The organism is Pseudomonas putida (assembly GCA_029953615.1).
Taxonomy (GTDB): domain Bacteria; phylum Pseudomonadota; class Gammaproteobacteria; order Pseudomonadales; family Pseudomonadaceae; genus Aquipseudomonas.
On record CP124529.1, the window covers coordinates 5,107,907 to 5,124,907 of the forward strand.

A 17,001-nucleotide genomic window follows, 5' to 3' on the forward strand; every position below is an offset into this window, starting at 1 on the left:
AATGCCGTTGAAAGGCGCATTCGCTCATCAATCAGCTTCGAGGGCGTAACGATGGACAAGACCAATCAAAGCTCGACGTCTCCACCCGGCAGCACCCGAGATCATGCCATGGGCGATGAAGCCGCTGCGCTGCTTGGCGAGGCCAGGCAGAAAGGCAGTGAGCAGTTCGAGCAGTACCGCGATAGCGCAGCCGATCAGCTTGACTCAATCGAGGAAGGTGCACGCTCGGCCGCCGCTGCGCTGCAGGGTAATGACAGCCTGGGGCTGTCGCATTACCTGAACCAGGCTGCAGAGTGCGTGGGCGAGTTCGCCGAGCAGGTACGCCACGAAAGCGCCGAGAGCCTGTTGCAACGCGGTGCCCGGTTGGCGCGGAGCAACCCGGCGCTGTTCCTGGCCGGTAGTGTGGCCGTCGGGTTCGCCGTGTCGCGCTTCATGCGCGCCAGCGCCAGCCATGAGCCCGGTGCCGCCGCCTCTTCCAGTAATTCGCACCAGCCCCAACCATCGCAGGCGGTGAAGCCCGATCGTGGCAGCGATGTATCCACCCGCGAACCTTATACCCCCGTCGACCCTATCGGCCCTGGTGCTGGCACGCCGGTCAGCGGCAGCCCGTTCGGGCACGATCCACTCAAAGGAGGTGAATGATGAACAGAGACCCCTTGCATACCACTCCAGGCATGCACACCACGGAAGAGGAAGCCGTAGGTGTTGGCGGGCTGTTGCGCCAGCTGATGCGTGAAGTCCCCGAACTGTTCAGCAAGGAGCTGGCGCTGGCCAAGGCCGAGCTGCAGCACAACCTCGCCACCCTCAAGGCCGGCACGGCGGCGGTTGCAGCCGGCGCGATAGTCATCCTGGCAGGCTTCGTCATGCTCCTGCTGGCGGCGGTCTATGCCCTGGCGCTGGTGGTCGAACCCTGGCTCGCAGCCTTGATCGTGGGCGCGATCACCGTGGTGATCGGGTTCATCATGCTGCAGTCGGGCAAGAAGCAGTTCGAACCCACGCATCTGGCACCTGACCGTACCTTGCATGCCATGCAGCAGGACAAGGACACGCTGAAGAGGAAACTGCCATGACCACCTCCTTCGAACACGAAGCGCATAAAGACCCCGACCTGCTCGAACAGGAAATCAACGCCAAGCGCGAGCACATCAGCGACCTGGTGGACGCCCTCGAGCAGCGCCTGAGTCCGGGCCAGATGGTCGACCGAGTCCTGGCGTATGCCAAAGGCAATGGCGGCGAGTTCTTCCAGAACCTGGGCACTACCCTGAAGAACAACCCGGTACCCGCCACCCTGACGGTGCTGGGCCTGGCATGGCTGGGCCTGAACCAGAACCGCCCCTTCAACCCCGGGCCTGCGCACCCTGGGCCGGGGTTGGGCGAAAAGCTCGGCGACGCGGTGGACACGGTAAAAGGCGCTTTCGCGCAGGCGGGGGAGGCAGTGCACGACGCCAGCCAGAAGGTGCGCATGAAAGCCCATGACATGCGCGATCGGGCCAGTGAACTGGGCAGCGGCGCCCGCGACTCCATGGGAGCTTCCGCGGACACCCTGCGCCATTCGGCACACAAGGCTACCGATCAGGCCACGGCACTGAAGGGCCAGTTCGACCACCTGCTTCAGGAGCAACCTCTGGTATTGGCCGCTTTGGGGATCGCACTGGGTGCGGCATTGGGGGCATCGCTGCCCAGTACCCACAAGGAAGACCAATTGATGGGGGCCAGCAGTGACCGTTTGACCGACACGCTCAAGGCCAAGGGGCAAGAGGTGAAGGCGTCGGTTGAAGCGTCGCTCGATCAGGCAAGTGATACGGCGTCGACACAGGCAGAGCGCAGGCCTGGAGAGGCCGACCTTTCCTCAGGGTTGGGCTTCAACTCCTGATCCGCGGAATGCGCGTTGCCAGCCCTCTGCCAGGCAGTGGGCTGGCATGTGTGCAGGTCAACCGCTTGCAGCTTGAACAAGGGAGGCTCTGTTTTGAAGATCGACGCATTGTTGACCGAACTCCTCAATGCCCGGGGGCCAGGGGGACAAGAGGATGAGGTGCGCGCCATTTGCCTGCGCGAGCTCGGCAGGCTCTGCGATGACACGCACATAGATGCTGCCGGCAACGTGGTGGGTGTCATCCGCGCCGGGCTTGCATGCAATCCTCAGGCAGCCATACGTGTAATGGCCCATCTCGATGAAATCGCCATGATCGTGAAGAACGTTCACGAGAACGGCACACTGGAGGTTCTTGCCCTCGGGGGAGCGCAACCGATCAGCTTTGGCGTCTGCCCTGTCGATATCCTGGGCGATGAACAGATCCTGCCTGGCGTGCTGTCCTATGGCTCGATGCACAGTAGTGGTCGGACTGCCAACGGGAGCGATGTGCTGGCGGGAAATGTCCAGTGGAAGGACGTGCATGTCGTTACGCGCAGGACCAGGCAGGAGCTTCAGAAGTCGGGGGTTCGACCGGGCACCCGGGTCGTGCTCAGCCAGCACTGGCGCCGGCCATTCAAGGTACAGGACTGTGTTGCCGCTCACTTTCTCGATGACCGTGCGCCCATCAGCGCTGTCATCCTCTGCGCGCAGCTGCTGAGTGAAAGGCGAGCGGCGTTGAAGCAGGATGTCTGGTTCGTGCTCACCACGCTGGAAGAGGAGTCGAATGCCGGTGCCATGTACGCCGCGTCCCGGTTGCCCGGCGACACCACCATTGCCGTCGAGGTCGGCCCGGTGCTGGATGAGTATGGTACGGAGCTATCGGTCGACCCGATCATCAATACCGGTGACCAGAAGGGCTACTACAGCCGCACCGTGGTACAAGGCCTGATCGCCGCTGGCCGCAGGGCAGGTTATGCGCCGCAGGCGGCATTGCTCGTCGACTTCGCATCGGATGCGAGTGCGGTATTGAGCGCCGGGATCGCTGCCCGGGCGGGCTGCATTGCGATCCCGACAGAGAATACCCATGGCTTCGAGATGGTACTGCTGGATGGCATCTCAGCCTGTGCTGAAACGTTGACCGAGTTTCTGCTGGGCCGCCAGGACGAATGTCACGAAGCCAACGACCCTACAAGCCTCTAGCGCTGCAGGTTGTCCCGAGCGGCATCGTCGGCCTGCTGCGCGCGAGGCGGCTGTTGGGGCTTTTCGCAGTCTGTGCCCATCGCCTGATACGCCTTGCGCAGTTGGTGGATCTCCCGGTTGTCGAGTGATTCGAGATCCAGTACTGATTGTTCTGCAGACTTTGTGGCGCGAATCAGTTCGTCGAGCTTCACGTGGATGATGTCATTGTCCCGGTTCTGGGTGTTCTGAATCAGGAAAACCATCAGGAAAGTGATGATGGTCGTAGACGTGTTGACGATCAGTTGCCAGGTATCGTTGTAGTGAAACCAGGGCCCGGAGGCAGCCCACAGGGTAATGAGCACCACGGCGATCAGAAAAGTAGTGGGTTTACCGGCGTGCTTGGCGAGCCACTGGCAGAACAGTGCGAATTTCATGGTGTTATCTCCACTGCGATCTACTGTTCTGACCACAGCGGAGCGCTGAAATCCTTTTTGCCTGGTCGCGTCGAGATTCCTGAAAAGCCAGGTAGATGCCGGAACAGTTTCGGCCTTTTGCTGATGATCGGGTGGCTGTGGCCCTGGTTGAAAGGCCCACAGCTTTACCCATGCTGGCGTTAGCGATCCTGATCAACTGGCCCGGTAACGCGGGGCCAGCCGATTGCTGGACAGTTGGCCGAACAACGCGTGTCGGCTGGCTTCGTAGCGTTCGAAGGACTCCAGGTCGTGCATCGAAGGGATCGAGATCAGCACCTCGTCGTCAAAGTCCTGCAGGGCACCGTCGACCAGGTCCTGGGCCGACATCACGATGCCCGGATCGAGGTTTTCGACTGGCAAGCCGCCGATCTGCCAGAAATCGGTGGCGGTAGCCCCTGGCAGCACGGCCTGGATCCTGATGCCTTTGTCCGCAAGCTCTTTGTGCAGGGACTGGGTAAAGGCGGTGACAAACGCCTTGCTGCCACCGTACACACCGTTGAGCAGTTCCGGCGCCAGGCTGACAATGGACGAGATGTTGATCAGGGCGCCTTGCTTGCGGGTGACAAAGCCTGGGATGGCCGCGTAGGTGAGGCGGGTGAGGGCGGTGACGTTGAGGGTGATCATTTCAGCCATGCGTTCGACATCACTTTCCAGCAGGCTGGTGTGAGTGCCTATGCCTGCGTTGTTCACCAGCAGGCTGATACTGGCATCCTCGCGCAATTTGCGTTCTACCTTGGCCAGGTCATCGGTGTTTGCCAGGTCTGCCGGAAACACCTCCACGTTCTGTCGGGTTTCGGTTGTCAGCCGGCTGGCCAAGGTGTTGAGGCGTTCCCGGTTGCGGGCGACCAGCACCAGGTCGTAACCCCGATGTGCCAAGCGTTCTGCGTAGATCGAACCGATGCCGGTAGAGGCACCGGTGATGAGCGCTGTGCCTTTGAATTGCTGTTTCATGGTCATGCTCCGTTGTTTGGTTGTGCAGCCCATGATGCAGAAGGTCGTGCTTGTCTTAAATGACACATATGGTACGTTTTCCGGACATCGAATTGTGGAGCACAAACCATGCACCGGGTCGGCTACCTCATCACCGAAGGGTTCCAGATCATGTCCCTGGCGACGCAGGCCGTGTTCGAGTTCGCAAATATTGTCGCGGGCGAAACGGTTTACAAGATCCAGAATTTTTCCGTCGGCGGTGGCACGGTGCGTTCTTCCCTGGGCATGTACATGGACACGCTGCCGTTGGGAGCGCCTGGTTTGGCTGATACCTGGATGATCACGGGGACCCTGACCCCGCTGACTCCGCCAAGCGAGGAGGTACTGGCCAGCGTTCGAGGCTTTGTCGACGGCGCACGCCGCATCGCAGGCCTGTGTACCGGCTGTTTCGTGCTAGCCCAGGCCGGCGTGCTGGATAACCGGCGGGCCACGACACACTGGGCCTACGCGAAAAAGCTGCGTGAACTGCACCCGAAGATCGAAGTGGAAGAGGACCGAATCTTCATTGTGGACGGCCAGATCTGGACGTCCGCCGGAATGACGGCCGCACTGGACATGGCGCTGGGCATGGTGGAAAAGGATCTGGGGACCGACATGGCCAGGTCAGTGGCGCGTAAGCTGGTGATGCATCAGCGCCGCTCTGGTGGGCAATCGCAGCATTCCGAGTTGCTGACGCTTTCGCCAAAGTCTGATCGGATTCAGAACGCCTTGGATTACGCGCGCAAGCATTTGAATCGTCCATTGACTGTCGAAGAGCTTGCAGAGTCCGTGCATCTGAGCCCTCGGCAATTTACCCGCGTGTTCACTGCCGAGACAGGTCAGTCACCGGCCAAGGCGGTGGAAGGCCTGCGTCTTGAGGCCGCCCGTTTGATGATCGAGCAGAGCCGCCACAGCCTGGACGTGGTGGCGAAGGAAACCGGGTTCAGGGACCGTCGGCATATGCGCGAGGTGTTCATGCGTGGATTCGGCGTCCCGCCTCAAGCCGTGCGAAGGGATGCCAGGCGGGTTTGATCCACTACACAGGCAGCAGTTGCTCACGTTCAAGCAGCTCGAGGTTGGACGGCTTTACGTGAACTTTGTGCAGTTCAGGCGCCGTAAACCAGCGACACTCCACGATCTCGTGAGCTGCAGCAGGTTCTGCTCCAGGTTCAACAGGCAACTGATAGAGGTAGTGCTCTTCGCCTGCGATCACATAATGGTTGAGGAATCGAGCACCATTGAAGGGTAGACACGTTTCCTCCATCAGCTCGCGCTGCGCTGTATCCAGGTGATGCTCGCCCGGGTCGATTTTCCCACCTGGCAACGACCATTCAGCGCTTTGCTTGCGCACGAAAAGGATGCGTCCTGCTTGCAGGCAAATGACCGTCGAATGACGCTCTCTTGAACTGTTCATGAGGAGCCTCCCGTACGATGGAGGTGGCACCAGGGCAGAACTCACCCTGATGCCCGTGCTGCTGATCAGCGATCTTTGTCCTACTGCTGATCATCTGTCCGGTTCTGCTGACCGCCCATGCGCTCCTTGTCTGCAAGGTTCCGGTCCTGCTTGTCAGTTGCAGGTTGGCCGCCTTGGCTGCCGCTGTCACGGGAACGTTCCCAGTCCTTGTTCATCTTGTCCTCAGGCTTTTGCCCGGACTGGCTGCCGCCTTGCTGCTGTTGACCGGGCATCCGACCGCCCGAACCCTGGCCGCCTTGCTGGCCAGTACCGGCTTTGTTACCCATGCCGGTGTCAGCATTGCCTTGGTTGCCGCCCTTGTCCTGATTGTTAGCCATGATCGCTTACCTCGGGTCAGACACAGGAAGCTCTGTGTGTACTGTTATGACCCGCACCTGTCCGTGCGGTATGCACGGAACATCTGGCAAGCTGACCAAACGCATTAATTTCGGGGATACGAAATTCTGGTGTGCGGGCAGGAACGTAGCTGAACGGCACTGGAGCTGGCGGCTGACAAGGCCCTGTGCGGGGCGATCGGTGATCGCCCCTTTCGCGGTTCAGGGGAGGTCCTTGAGGGTTTCGAAGGCTTTGACGCTTTTGATCAGGCTTTTGTTGCTGGCGGAATCGGCACTGTTGAACAGGAAAGAGAAGTCCGAGGCCAACGACGGGCTGCCGGCAATCGTCGCGTACTGGTGGCACTGGTTGCAGTCATCACCCTGTACATAGGTCTCCAGGGTGGTATTGGCCACCGGCACGTTGCCCTGGCTTATGAACGGCCCGTATGACAGCGGCACTTGCGCGTTGGCGCCCGGTTCCGGGCTGGGCGGATTGGGGGCGAGGGTCCAGAGTACGTTGATCAGCTTGTAGTACTGGAACACCGACTGGCCTTGGCTGTGCTGCGCGAAGTTGGCTTGTACCGCGCTGTTGAGCGCTTGCAGGTCGCCGGGCACGGGGTGTTCGCGGGTGGTCTGTACCGGCTGGTCGCGTGGGAAGCGATCGGTGCAGTCCTTGTCGGGGTGGTGTTGCTTGCACTGGATACGGGCCTGGTTCGGTGTGCACTCGGGGCCGCTGCCACAGTCGGGGTTGTTGAAGGCAAACCCGTTCGGCGGGGTTTGTTGCGGCGGGGCCTGGGCCGGTTCGGGCACGTTGTCCACCTGCTCGAAGGTGGTCCAGATGAAGTTGGGCGAAGCCTGGGTCTTGTTGATGATATGCAGGCCCACCAGGCCAACCACTTCCTGGGTGCAGGCCAGCGTGTCGGGGCGTTTGAGCCAGGCGACGGTGGTCAGGTAGCGCCCGAACAGCTCGGGTTTGCCGGTCAGCACCCGCCAGGCGGCTTTGACTTCGATCGCCCCCAGTTGCTCCTGCGGGACCGGGGCGGCAGGCAGGGAGCGCATCGGTTCGCCGGCGGGCAGCGACAGCCCCGCCGGGGACTTGCCGTCCTGGTTTTGCGCGACCTTCAGCTGGTTGGCCGCGTCGTAGAGGCCGTTGTCGACGATGTAGTCAAATTCAGCCTTGCCCACCTTGCGTTCGAAAAACACCAGGTTGCCCGACTGGTCTGTCAGCCAGCCGCCAGACGCCTCCATGAACGGGTCGGGGCTGGACGCCAGCGTCCCGCTGGACAGGTGGAAACCGTGCAAGACGTTGATCGCGCTCTTGGAGGTTGCGTTCATGAACTTGCGCGCGCCGACCTTGAGCGCCTTGAGGCTGCCCTGGGTGCTGCAATTGGCCGGTACCAGGGTTTGCACCCCCCAGCCGCTGGGCGTGGGTGCGCCGGGCAGGAAGATGTCGTTGGCGTCCTTGTAGCTGGCCCACACCGGCGCCACGCTCATGGGTTGACCCGGTGTGGCAGGTACCCCGAACTGCGCCAGGCTGCTGTTCAGGTCGGGTTCCCCGGCCAGGCTGGCAGTGCCTGGCCAACCGGGGTTCACCGGCCAGTTCAGGGCAATGAACAACTGCCAGGCAAAACAGTTCATGAACGCCTGGCTGGTGGCATTGAAGTTGTTGACCGGCAGGAACCCGCCACTGGCCGGGTTGAACACCAGTTGCTGCTGCACACAGCTATCGGCGTCGGACTGCGTGGCCGCCGTGGCTGTTTGCTGGGCAGACAGGCACAGGAGAATGCCGCTTAGCAGCGACAGAAGACTCAAGCGTAGGCTGGACATCATTGCGCTCCTTGCAAGCTGGGAAGCCGCACCCGAAGGTGCGGCGGTAGCGTCGCGCGAGTGGCGCGGTTCAGGCGCCAGGCACCAGCGCCAGGCCGGATTCCCAAGGGTGGTCTGCCGCGCTCACGTTGGCGTCTTCGTCCGGGTTGAGCGCACGTACCGTCACCAGGCCGGGTGCGGCAGTGGGGCTGACCGTGATCGTCAGGATGTAAGCCTGGGTGCCGCCGGTATTGGTCTGGCCGGGTATGGCCGTTGCGTCGGGCAGGTACTGGGTGACCTGCGCGGTAACCCCGGGGTTGGAGAATTGCACCCGGGCGTTCTCTGCGGTGGTGTTCTCGTCGGCGCCTTGCACCACCAGCACGAATTGGTTGCTGCTGCCCGGGGCAAGCCAGGCGGGCAGGTCGGTGGGTGAGTTGCCGTAGAACAGGTCCAACGGCAGCAGCTGCACCGGCCAGGGTTGCAGGCCTGCCACCCGGTCCTGCACGCAGGGGTAGGAAGCAGGCGTGGCGGCGAGTGGCTTGACGGTGACGCTCAGGCCCACCAGCAACTGTTGGGCGATGACCCACACATGGTTGACCGGTTGTTTGTTGATGGTGACCTCGTTGATCGAGAAACCGGCGCTTTCCGGTATTTCGAACACCGCCTGAAGGATCTGGTCGGAACCGTTGGCCGCGGACCTGGCCGCGCCGCGCGTGATATGCCAGTACTGGCTCACATCCTGGCCTTGCGGGCCCTTCCAGGTACTGAAGTCGGTGGGTTGTTGCAAGTACAGGCCAATCGGGTTGGTCAGCGACAGGCGGTTGTTCACCGCCGTGCTGTTGGCCATGAAACCGATGTGCGGGTCGGAGTTGCGGTAGTTCTGCCCGTACTGCGCGCAGCAGATCAGCGACTGGGCGTTCTGGCTGCTGCTGATCGGCCGCAGGATGGTGGCGGCGGCGGCGAGGTAAACCTCGGCACTGAGGGTATTGGGGCCGGAGGTCAGGTGCATTGCCCCGCCATACTGGCCGGGCACACTGACCGTGCCGGCATTCCATTTGTTGACGGTGTCGTACGCCGGCTTGCCGGTGGTGGGATCGATGACCGGCTCACCGGCCTTGCCGGTCGGGCCGTCTTCGGTATAGCGCAGGTACAGGTCTTCGAGCTGCACGTTCGGGTCGATGTATTCGCGGTACAGGCCCAGCACCGCATTCGGGTCGATGCGCCACATGGTCAGGAAATACGCCGGGTTTTCACAGGTGAAGGTGATCTTGCGCATTTTGCCGTTGCCATCGCGCACGATGGACCACTCGCAGTATTCGTCGAGCCAGCCCCGTGGGCCGGAAGGCGAGAAATCCTTGTACGGGCCGTTCCAGGCGATGCTCGGGCAGCGCTTGGCCGGCAGTTGCAGCAGGTTGCCTTGCTTGTTCGGGTCATAGAGCCTGTAGACGGTGTTGTCGAGGCTGATCTGGCCATGGTCGGCCAACTCCATCACCTGGTCCAGGGTCATGGCCTTGCCACCCAGCTGCGGAATGACCGCCGTGCCATTGTTGTAGAAGAACGTCCACAGTCGGTTGGGGAAAGGCGCCCAGGTGATTGCCGGCGGGGTCACGTCGCCGAAGCCTTCCACCAGCGGGTTGTAGTAACCCGAGCGGGGCGCATCGTTCAGGCCCGACCAGGGGTTGCCGATGATCGACGACTCGGTCCAGCCGGTGAGGTTGTTGTTCCAGTCGGTTTCGAACTGCGGCAGCTGGTCTTCCAGGCCCAGCTTGTTGTAGTCCTTGGGGGCTTGGCCGGCGGGCGAGGTGAACTGCTTGAAGGGCGTGCTCATGTCGGTTCTCCTGGTGTGCGTGAGGTGGAAGCAGAGCAGCAGCCGGCGACCGGGGGCGGGCCGGCGAGGGTCTGGCGCGGGTCTTCCCACACCAGTTGGGCGGTGAAACCGGGCAGGGTTGCGTATTCGTCAGGCGTCAGCACGCGGCCACTGTCGAGGTGGGTCACCACCAGCGACAGGGGCACCGCATCGCCGCGGCCAAGGCCTAGTGCAGCGGCGTTGCGGGCGGCATTCAGTGCCCGCGACACGCCATGGGTGATGCACCGGCCCTTGTCATCGACCAGGCCCATGCCGATGCGGCTGAAGCGCCCCACGTAATGCGGGTTGTCGGCGCTGACGTGCTGCGCCGTGGCGTCGGGCTGGTCAAGAAAGACGTCGATCAGATAAGTGTCGTGGGTGCAACGTACGTGATCGAACACCACCCACGGCCCGGGCCCTGCGGCGTTGCCCGCGACAGGACCGGCTTTTGCGCTGTGCTTGCAGCAGGCGCCGGTGGCACCCTTCGGCGCACCAAACTGCGGCGCCACCGGCACACCGTAGTCGTAGCCGATGTGCCGGCTGTCCTGCGCCATGTCGCCGAGGGTGGTGTAGCGCCAGGCGTCGGCGCTGGTGAACGTTACCTGTGTGGCGTCGCGGCCGGCGAACGGCTGCAGCAGGCACTGGGTGGTGAACTGTGCCGCCGGGTTGGCCCTGATCCAGACCTCGAGCATGCGGTCGATGTTGGCGTGGTAGGAGCAGAACACCGGGTCGAAGGCGGTGTAGGCGTTGTCGGCCATATCGCCGCCGATCCAGCCGTGATAGTTGTCGTGGGGTTGCTCGTACAGGCCGTCGAAGTTGAGGGCACGATTGGGGTACAGGCTGTCCTTCTGGGGCGGGTCGAACACCGGAATGTTGGCCCACGGATAACCGGGCACACCCTGTGGTTGGCTGAAGGTGGTGAACTTCAGGGCATCCACCACCTGTTGCTGGAAAATGCGGCTCATGCCGTACAAGCGGGTGCGATCCGCGCGCGAGTCGTCGCCGTGGGTGTAGAACAACCGGTCGCGTTGCACATACCGGCAGTCTACCCCGTTGACCGCACCACCGGCGCACACCTTGGAACAACCATCCTTGGCGGCCGCGTAACGCAGGGGATTGGGCCGGGTTTCGCCGGTGTGCGGATGCACATAGGTTTCATCGAGAAACGCCTGGGGCAGGCCGGCCTGTGGGCTGCCGTCGACGCTGGCATCCTCGGCCATCCAGTCCCAGTAGGGAATGGCGCAGTCGATCAGTTGTTCCAGGTACAGCAGGTAGGCCCGGTGCCAGAGGGCAAATGCCTCCTGGTAATGCAGGCACCAGTTGGTGTGGATGTAGGCGTAACGTTGCCAGGGTGAACCGCTGTCGGGGTCGCCCACCTGCATCACGTCGTCCAGGCGGGCGCGGTACAGGTTCAACTCCTCAAGGCTGAGGGCGCGGATGTCCTTTCTCACCCGCTTGACCGGTTGGGGCAGGTCCGGTGGCGGAATGCGTTCGGCCAGGTCGAAGGGAGAACTGGCGTCCAGGCGCCAGCCCTGATTGACCCATAACCTGAAGGTTTCCAGCGCGTCGATCGGCCAGAACTGCTGCTGGTCGAGGGTCAGCGGCATGTTGCGCGAGGCCAGGTGCTGGTAGATGGTTTCTGACCAGGCTTTGACCGACTCCGGGTCGTCCAGGTACACGAAATAGGCGTTCATGCACCCGGTCCAGGAGGCCGCCACGGCGGCACGCTGCGCGGCGGGGATCCAGTAAGGTGCGGTAAAAAGGCCGTGGATGTCCGCGGCCCATGTCGGTTTCGCGATGATCATAAGGTCCCTCCATGCGCCCCGCAGGCCATCTCTGGCCGGGCTGCTAAGCTGAGTTGATGGTAAAGAGATGGCACGCAGGGAATCGTGCAATTTGGCCCGCCCTTGCGGCGGATTCATTGCAGTTTTTCAGGGAAGACACGGGAAAAATGACAGACGCCATGGATCTGAAGATTCTGGGCAAGCTGCAAAAGGATTGCAGCCAGAACCTGGAGTTGCTGAGCGACAGCGTCGGGCTGTCTTCAACCAGTTGTTACCGGCGTATCAGGCGCCTGGAGAGCGCAGGCATCATCAAGGCCAAGGTCGCGATACTGGACGAGCGCAAGCTGGGCATTCAGGTGACCGCCTTCTTTCTGGTCAAACTGGACCGCGACAGCAACGACATCGACCGCAAGATGCAGCACATCCTGGCCAGCCACCCGGAGATTCAGGACTGTTACCTGATGACGGGCGAGTTCGATTTCGTGATGGTTGCCAAGTTTCGCGATGCCACCGAGTACACCGACTATATCTATCGGTTTCTCGACACGTACCGGGATATTCCGATTCGCACTTATTCCTCCACGCTGGTGGTGCGGACGGTGAAAAAGTCCTATGAGTTGCCGCTGGAAGGTGGGCTGCACCGGGCTTTCGATCTCTGACGCCGTGTCTCCAACCTCCTGCTTTGCTATGGGCCAGAAGCTTGATGCAGAAGAGTACAAATGTGCTCACTGATCAGGTATAGGCTCAGTTTAAACAGACGCTTGTCGCTGCCAGGCCTGCGGCGACATTCCCTCGGCCTTCACGAATGCTCGACAGAAGTGGGACTGATCGCAGAAGCCGCACTCCAGTGCGATCTCGGCGAGCATCATTCCCGAGCCCCCCAGCAGTTCTTTGCTTTTGCGCAACCGTTGTTCACGCATCCACTGCTGCGGGGGCACCTGCAGGGTATCCCTGAACATTCGTGTGAAATGGCTGCGCGACAGCGAGCAGGCTTGGGCGAGTTCCGTAACCGTTATGCCGGTATCCAGGTTCTCCAGCATCAACCTCTTGGCAGTCGTGACTTGCCAGGGCTTGAGCAGGCCGGTTGTTTTCAGTGCGACAGTCGCCAGCACAGTGCAGTGATCACTGTTCATACAAATCCATTTATCAATCAAGTGGGCACGCACATTTCGACTGGGCAGAGCAGGCCACTGCAGCCTCGGCGCGGGCTACAGACGATAACGCTCGATTCGATGGCCTGGCTCAGCCAGCCGGCGTACCCATCAGCGGGTCAATGAACAGCCCCTGGATGCAGGGGCTGGCAATGCTCAGACAGCGGCAGCAACCGGGGCCAGGGTTGGGCCGTGCTGAACGCGCTCTGGCGCTTTGTGCACCATGGTGTAGGCATAGTCGACACCCATACCGTAGGCGCCGGAGTGTTCTTTCACCAGCTCCATGACGGCATCGTAGGTGTCGCGGTTTTTCCAGTCGCGCTGCCACTCCAGCAGCACTTGCTGCCAGGTCACCGGAACAACGCCAGCCTGGATCATGCGCTGCATGGCGTAATCGTGGGCTTCCTTGGTGGTGCCACCGGAGGCGTCAGCAACCATGTAGATTTCATAGCCGGCATCGTTCATCGCCGACAGCGCGAAGGTGGTATTGCACACTTCCGTCCACAGGCCGGATACGATGATCTTGTTGCGACCGTTTTTCTTCAGTGCATCTCGAACCTTCTGGTCATCCCAGGAGTTCATGGAGGTTCGCTCCAGCAACGGAGCGTCGGGGAAGACGGCGAGCAGCTCGGGGTAGGTGTGCCCAGAGAAGCTTTCGGTCTCGACCGTCGTGATGGTGGTAGGCACATTGAAGATCCTGGCTGCCTTGGCCAGGCCCACAGTGTTGTTTTTCAGTGTCTGGCGATCAATGCTCTGAACGCCGAAGGCCATCTGTGGCTGCTGATCGATGAAGATCAGTTGGCTGTTGAACGGGGTCAGCACTTCAGTTTTTGGGTTGTTCATGTTTGTTCCCTGTCAGCTGGATGATGGTCATCGCACAAGTCACGGCGCCTGCCTTTTGCAGACTGTGCTGAGGCACTGGATGACGTCCTCAGCGATGCCCGTTGCTTGCGTCCGAGCACAAGATAGCCAATCGCAGCGCGAACCGGTGGCGCACTTTTGCGCTCTTGGAGGCGCAATAATGCGCCCTTTGCTTGTTCATCCTGCTGCTAGCATTCGCACGCAAACGCGGGTCTACCTGATCCGGTTTGCGCCAGGAGAAAGCGATGGCAGCTTCACAACCACTCAACAAACAAACCGCCTATTGGGGCGTTCCGTGGGAGAAGACTTACGGGTATACGCAGGCACGGCGGGTAGGGAACGAGATCTACGTTTCGGGCCAGGTTCAATCACGACGAAGAAGGGAACCTGGTCGCGCCGGCCCCGTTGGACCGTGACGGCAGGCCCTGTGATTTCGCTTCAATGGGGGACCAGATGCGCGCCTGCTACGACAATATCGCCAAGCTGCTGGCGCTGTATGGCGCGACGCTTGAAGATGTCGTGGAAGAGACGCTTTACGTACTGGACATGGACGCGGCCTTCGCCGTGGTCGGGACGGTGCGCAAGGCCGCGTACGGCACGGAGCGGCCTCAATGCGCCAGTAACATCATCGGCGTCTCGAGGCTTGCCCAGCGCCCACAGTTGATCGAAATCGCCTGCAAAGCGGTACTTGGCTCACGCGCTGAGTGACCTGCACTCCCGGTTTCGCGCTACGTGACCGGGAGTACCCATTGGCCCTCGATCAACGGCTTCTGGTTGGCAACGGCAGCTGCACAGAACGTCATGAAGGCTTTGACCCGCCACGATCTGCGGATGTCCTGGTGCGTCAGCAGCCATAGTTCATCCTGCAGCTCCGGTATTACCGGGCCGACCCTTTCAAGCCCAGGCGTGATATCACCCAACATGCAGGGTAAAAAACCCACCCCCAGGCCTGCCGCGATTGCAGCACTCGCGGCGGCAACCGAGTCGGTGCGGTACGAGATGCACTCGGCAGCGACCCGGTTTTCGACATAGCTCGTTGCCTTGAGCCCGCGTAGCGCTGCGGAATAGGAAACCCATGCCTGGCCTTCAGTGAACAGAGGAGCAGGCGTTATATGGTTGCTACTGCCGTAGGGCGCCCAGGCGATCGTGGCCAGTTTGCGACCCACCAGGCTTTCGGCGGGTTTCCTGGTCGCGCGAACCGCAATATCCGATTCGTCTCGCGCAAGGCTCAGTGATTCGTTGCCCACCAGCACCTCAATCGTGATGCCTTCATTGAGGGCCTTGAAATCCGCGATGATGGGGGTGAGGAAGTAAAGCAGCAGTGAATCGCTGGTGGTGATACGAAGCTTGCCGAGTGGCCCTTGGCCGGCACGTGAGACACGCCGCGTCACGCTGACGATGTCCAGCTCCACGCGCTCGGCGAGGGCACGTAATTCCGCACCCTCGAGGGTGAGCAGATAGCCTGATTTGCGGTGGTCGAACAAGGCTACGCCAAGTGTCTTTTCAACCTGGGAGACCCTGCGGGAAACGGTGGAAACGTTGATGCCGAGCTTCTTGGCCGTGGCAGCGCGATTGCCACACTCACTGAGCGTTTTGATGATCCGCAGGTCGTCCCATGAGAGCTGGTTTGCAGCCTCACTCGCGCTCCATTTCACGTCCTTGGGGGCAGCGGGGGCAGTTGGGACATTTCCAGGTAACGACTTCACGAAATCCGTTCCAAATCAGATTGCAACGATCATACGAGAAGGGGCGGCGTGAACCAAGCATGCGCATGAAGCCGAACGAGGGGCTTCGGTCGTCCCTTCATGGGCACATCAGTAATTGTAGGGGTTATCCTCAATAGTTAGCCCAGTAGGCTTTGGGGAACTACCATGCGCAAGCTGACACTGTTGTTCGCGATCGCCGCATTTGCGGGTTGCCAGGCACCGATGCCCGCTGCCAACCCACAGATGGCCTGGGTCGATCTTTCCATACCATTCCCTAATGACCGTGTACTGTTGGCCGAACGCCTGGATAAGCAGCGCCTGCGCGACGGTCGCTTCTTTGAGGTCAGCCCCGGCAGCCATCAATTGGTCGTCAGGTTCGACTACGAAGTCAATGGCGGTGGTGGCATCAGCCTGATGGGGGGCAGCACGGTAAGGCAATGCTACCTGACCATCGACTACGCGAATTTCAAGGCAGGGCAACGCTATGTACTGGAGGCCCGCTCCATGGCCATGACGCCAGAGGCGAGGCTCTATGATGCCAAGGGAGAGATTGTGGCGCAGGTTACCGAACTCTATTGCCTGATGTGATGGCGCTGCATGCATCATCCTGGCATGCCGGAGTGTTCGCGAAGCGCGGCCGTTGAGTTCTTAGAGAATATTTGTCCGCAACGGAAATCCGTACGATTCGAAAAGCTCCCAAACGTCCTCGCGATCAAAGAGCCGCCACCCCAATGTCGTGAACTGCATCAGGTCATCCTCGCCGGGAAAGGAGTAGTAGGCCCCGGCAGATGGATCCTGAGGCGTCCCCGTCATAGGCTCATCGCGCTCCAGGCGCCTGATTGCGTTCATGATGAGACGCGCGCCTGGTTGATAAAGTGAAAGGATGTGCCACAGGAGGGAGTGCTCCTTTTCGACTGCCACCCGGGCAGTCTCAATGATGCGACCAACATCAATGCCGGGACTGTCGATCCAATGGAGCGTACAGCCGATCTCCGGGTCCCCGTTCAACAGCGCCCGGAAGGTCGCGAGAACACCTCGATACTGAGGCAAGAGGCCAGAGTGAAGATTGAGGACGCCACGTGACGGAATTGCCAACGCTTCATTATTCAGGATTTGACCAAAGCGGATCGAGATGAACAGATCCGCCCCCACATCCTGCAGCATTTGCAGGCCCGCGGGATCCCTCAAGCTGGGCAATACCTGTACAGGAACCCCAAAGCGTTGCTGCAGCTCAGCAAAACCGAATCGAAGCCCGCTGCTGACCTGGTCGCTCGATCTGACTAACCCAGGGGGCAAGGCGTTGAAGAAGTCCTGCTCGATCAATGCCAGTTGTCCGAGCATGCGTGGCACCTTCCTGGCCGACCCCACTCTTTCCGAGAGGAATATGCCTACTGTGCTCTCGTGAATCTCGGGTAACAGGTAATTCAGGGTGAGATTGCTCTCAACGTCCCGGTTCACCAGAAAAGCGATTCGCAACTTTAGACCTCCGGCAGCCTTGCCTTGAGATGCTTCAAAGGCCAATCCAACACAAGCGGATCAATTGTATTACCATTGTTTTGCCAGGACGTATGGACGGAAGGCTCGAT

18 protein-coding genes and 1 pseudogene are annotated in these 17,001 nt (G+C 61.0%); 8 read left to right on the forward strand and 11 right to left on the reverse strand.

Going from position 1 to position 17,001, the window contains the following annotated elements; translation table 11 throughout:
- Positions 1–51: 51 nt before the first annotated feature.
- The 4 genes from QIY50_23360 to QIY50_23375 all read left to right on the forward strand — a co-directional run bounded on the left by QIY50_23360 (position 52) and on the right by QIY50_23375 (position 3,052).
- A complete protein-coding gene (locus tag QIY50_23360; protein ID WGV20195.1) occupies positions 52–642 on the forward strand; it encodes a hypothetical protein in 591 nt (196 codons plus the stop codon).
- A complete protein-coding gene (locus QIY50_23365) occupies positions 642–1,070 on the forward strand; it encodes a phage holin family protein (GenBank protein WGV20196.1) in 429 nt (142 codons plus the stop codon). The genes QIY50_23360 and QIY50_23365 overlap by 1 nt, the downstream gene beginning before the upstream one ends.
- Entirely contained in the window at positions 1,067–1,873 is an 807-nt protein-coding gene (locus tag QIY50_23370; protein WGV20197.1) for a DUF3618 domain-containing protein, read from the forward strand. Before QIY50_23365 ends, QIY50_23370 begins: the two co-directional genes overlap by 4 nt.
- A gap of 93 nt (positions 1,874–1,966) precedes the next feature.
- Positions 1,967–3,052 carry a M42 family peptidase gene (locus QIY50_23375; GenBank protein WGV20198.1) on the forward strand — a complete coding sequence of 362 codons (1,086 nt, stop codon included), beginning with the start codon at positions 1,967–1,969 and terminating at the stop codon, positions 3,050–3,052.
- Here QIY50_23375 and QIY50_23380 read toward each other — a convergent pair.
- Entirely contained in the window at positions 3,049–3,465 is a 417-nt protein-coding gene (locus QIY50_23380; protein WGV20199.1) for a low affinity iron permease family protein, read from the reverse strand. The two genes, QIY50_23375 and QIY50_23380, sit on opposite strands and share 4 nt — an antisense overlap.
- Before the next feature lie 192 nt (positions 3,466–3,657).
- Positions 3,658–4,455: an SDR family oxidoreductase gene (locus QIY50_23385; GenBank protein ID WGV20200.1), complete on the reverse strand. Its 798-nt coding sequence runs from the start codon at positions 4,453–4,455 to the stop codon at positions 3,658–3,660.
- Positions 4,456–4,563: 108 nt separating this feature from the next.
- Here QIY50_23385 and QIY50_23390 point away from each other — a divergent pair, with 108 nt between their 5' ends.
- Complete coding sequence (locus QIY50_23390) at positions 4,564–5,505, forward strand: GlxA family transcriptional regulator (protein ID WGV20201.1); 942 nt, start codon at positions 4,564–4,566, stop codon at positions 5,503–5,505.
- 4 nt (positions 5,506–5,509) lie between these two features.
- On the opposite strand, the gene QIY50_23395 is transcribed toward QIY50_23390, so the two are convergent.
- The 5 genes from QIY50_23395 to QIY50_23415 form a co-directional block, all read right to left on the reverse strand.
- Entirely contained in the window at positions 5,510–5,887 is a 378-nt protein-coding gene (locus QIY50_23395) for an NUDIX domain-containing protein (GenBank protein ID WGV20202.1), read from the reverse strand.
- Between the two features lie 80 nt (positions 5,888–5,967).
- Entirely contained in the window at positions 5,968–6,264 is a 297-nt protein-coding gene (locus QIY50_23400; GenBank protein WGV20203.1) for a hypothetical protein, read from the reverse strand.
- Positions 6,265–6,483: 219 nt separating this feature from the next.
- Positions 6,484–8,088, reverse strand: a complete 1,605-nt coding sequence (locus tag QIY50_23405) for a hypothetical protein (protein WGV20204.1) — start codon at positions 8,086–8,088, stop codon at positions 6,484–6,486.
- Positions 8,089–8,158: 70 nt separating this feature from the next.
- Complete coding sequence (locus QIY50_23410; protein ID WGV20205.1) at positions 8,159–9,895, reverse strand: hypothetical protein; 1,737 nt, start codon at positions 9,893–9,895, stop codon at positions 8,159–8,161.
- Positions 9,892–11,718 carry a tyrosinase family protein gene (locus QIY50_23415; protein WGV20206.1) on the reverse strand — a complete coding sequence of 609 codons (1,827 nt, stop codon included), beginning with the start codon at positions 11,716–11,718 and terminating at the stop codon, positions 9,892–9,894. The genes QIY50_23410 and QIY50_23415 overlap by 4 nt, the downstream gene beginning before the upstream one ends.
- Positions 11,719–11,876: 158 nt before the next feature.
- On the opposite strand from QIY50_23415, the gene QIY50_23420 reads away from it, so the two are divergent.
- Positions 11,877–12,356: an Lrp/AsnC family transcriptional regulator gene (locus tag QIY50_23420; protein ID WGV20207.1), complete on the forward strand. Its 480-nt coding sequence runs from the start codon at positions 11,877–11,879 to the stop codon at positions 12,354–12,356.
- A 90-nt stretch (positions 12,357–12,446) separates the two neighbouring features.
- Here QIY50_23420 and QIY50_23425 read toward each other — a convergent pair whose 3' ends face one another.
- Both QIY50_23425 and QIY50_23430 read right to left on the reverse strand, forming a co-directional pair.
- The gene (locus QIY50_23425; GenBank protein ID WGV20208.1) at positions 12,447–12,830 is read right to left on the reverse strand and encodes an AraC family transcriptional regulator; all 384 of its coding nucleotides are present in this window, start codon (positions 12,828–12,830) and stop codon (positions 12,447–12,449) included.
- 174 nt (positions 12,831–13,004) lie between these two features.
- Positions 13,005–13,691: a hydrolase gene (locus QIY50_23430; protein ID WGV20209.1), complete on the reverse strand. Its 687-nt coding sequence runs from the start codon at positions 13,689–13,691 to the stop codon at positions 13,005–13,007.
- 263 nt (positions 13,692–13,954) lie between these two features.
- Between QIY50_23430 and QIY50_23435 the strand changes: the two are divergent.
- Positions 13,955–14,417 (forward strand): annotated as a pseudogene (locus tag QIY50_23435) (Rid family hydrolase).
- Between the two features lie 20 nt (positions 14,418–14,437).
- Here the strand turns inward: QIY50_23435 and QIY50_23440 are convergent.
- Positions 14,438–15,364, reverse strand: coding sequence for a LysR family transcriptional regulator (locus tag QIY50_23440; protein WGV23107.1), 927 nt, complete (start codon positions 15,362–15,364; stop codon positions 14,438–14,440).
- 216 nt (positions 15,365–15,580) lie between these two features.
- Between QIY50_23440 and QIY50_23445 the strand changes: the two genes are divergently transcribed.
- On the forward strand, positions 15,581–16,003 hold the full coding sequence (locus QIY50_23445) for a hypothetical protein (GenBank protein ID WGV20210.1): 423 nt from the start codon (positions 15,581–15,583) through the stop codon (positions 16,001–16,003).
- A 60-nt stretch (positions 16,004–16,063) separates the two neighbouring features.
- On the opposite strand, the gene QIY50_23450 is transcribed toward QIY50_23445, so the two are convergent.
- A complete protein-coding gene (locus QIY50_23450) occupies positions 16,064–16,756 on the reverse strand; it encodes a formyl transferase (GenBank protein WGV20211.1) in 693 nt (230 codons plus the stop codon).
- Positions 16,757–17,001: the final 245 nt, after the last annotated feature.

What these genes read in the sequence shown, in the direction of transcription:
- QIY50_23380 (WGV20199.1), bottom strand. Translation starts at nt 3,465, where the DNA reads ATGAAATTCGCACTGTTCTGCCAGTGGCTCGCCAAGCACGCCGGTAAA.
- QIY50_23370 (WGV20197.1), top strand. Translation starts at nt 1,067, where the DNA reads ATGACCACCTCCTTCGAACACGAAGCGCATAAAGACCCCGACCTGCTC.
- QIY50_23395 (WGV20202.1), bottom strand. Translation starts at nt 5,887, where the DNA reads ATGAACAGTTCAAGAGAGCGTCATTCGACGGTCATTTGCCTGCAAGCA.
- QIY50_23410 (WGV20205.1), bottom strand. Translation starts at nt 9,895, where the DNA reads ATGAGCACGCCCTTCAAGCAGTTCACCTCGCCCGCCGGCCAAGCCCCC.
- QIY50_23360 (WGV20195.1), top strand. Translation starts at nt 52, where the DNA reads ATGGACAAGACCAATCAAAGCTCGACGTCTCCACCCGGCAGCACCCGA.
- QIY50_23390 (WGV20201.1), top strand. Translation starts at nt 4,564, where the DNA reads ATGCACCGGGTCGGCTACCTCATCACCGAAGGGTTCCAGATCATGTCC.
- QIY50_23405 (WGV20204.1), bottom strand. Translation starts at nt 8,088, where the DNA reads ATGTCCAGCCTACGCTTGAGTCTTCTGTCGCTGCTAAGCGGCATTCTC.
- QIY50_23385 (WGV20200.1), bottom strand. Translation starts at nt 4,455, where the DNA reads ATGAAACAGCAATTCAAAGGCACAGCGCTCATCACCGGTGCCTCTACC.
- QIY50_23420 (WGV20207.1), top strand. Translation starts at nt 11,877, where the DNA reads ATGGATCTGAAGATTCTGGGCAAGCTGCAAAAGGATTGCAGCCAGAAC.
- QIY50_23365 (WGV20196.1), top strand. Translation starts at nt 642, where the DNA reads ATGAACAGAGACCCCTTGCATACCACTCCAGGCATGCACACCACGGAA.
- QIY50_23450 (WGV20211.1), bottom strand. Translation starts at nt 16,756, where the DNA reads ATGCTCGGACAACTGGCATTGATCGAGCAGGACTTCTTCAACGCCTTG.
- QIY50_23425 (WGV20208.1), bottom strand. Translation starts at nt 12,830, where the DNA reads ATGAACAGTGATCACTGCACTGTGCTGGCGACTGTCGCACTGAAAACA.
- QIY50_23400 (WGV20203.1), bottom strand. Translation starts at nt 6,264, where the DNA reads ATGGCTAACAATCAGGACAAGGGCGGCAACCAAGGCAATGCTGACACC.
- QIY50_23445 (WGV20210.1), top strand. Translation starts at nt 15,581, where the DNA reads ATGCGCAAGCTGACACTGTTGTTCGCGATCGCCGCATTTGCGGGTTGC.
- QIY50_23430 (WGV20209.1), bottom strand. Translation starts at nt 13,691, where the DNA reads ATGAACAACCCAAAAACTGAAGTGCTGACCCCGTTCAACAGCCAACTG.
- QIY50_23415 (WGV20206.1), bottom strand. Translation starts at nt 11,718, where the DNA reads ATGATCATCGCGAAACCGACATGGGCCGCGGACATCCACGGCCTTTTT.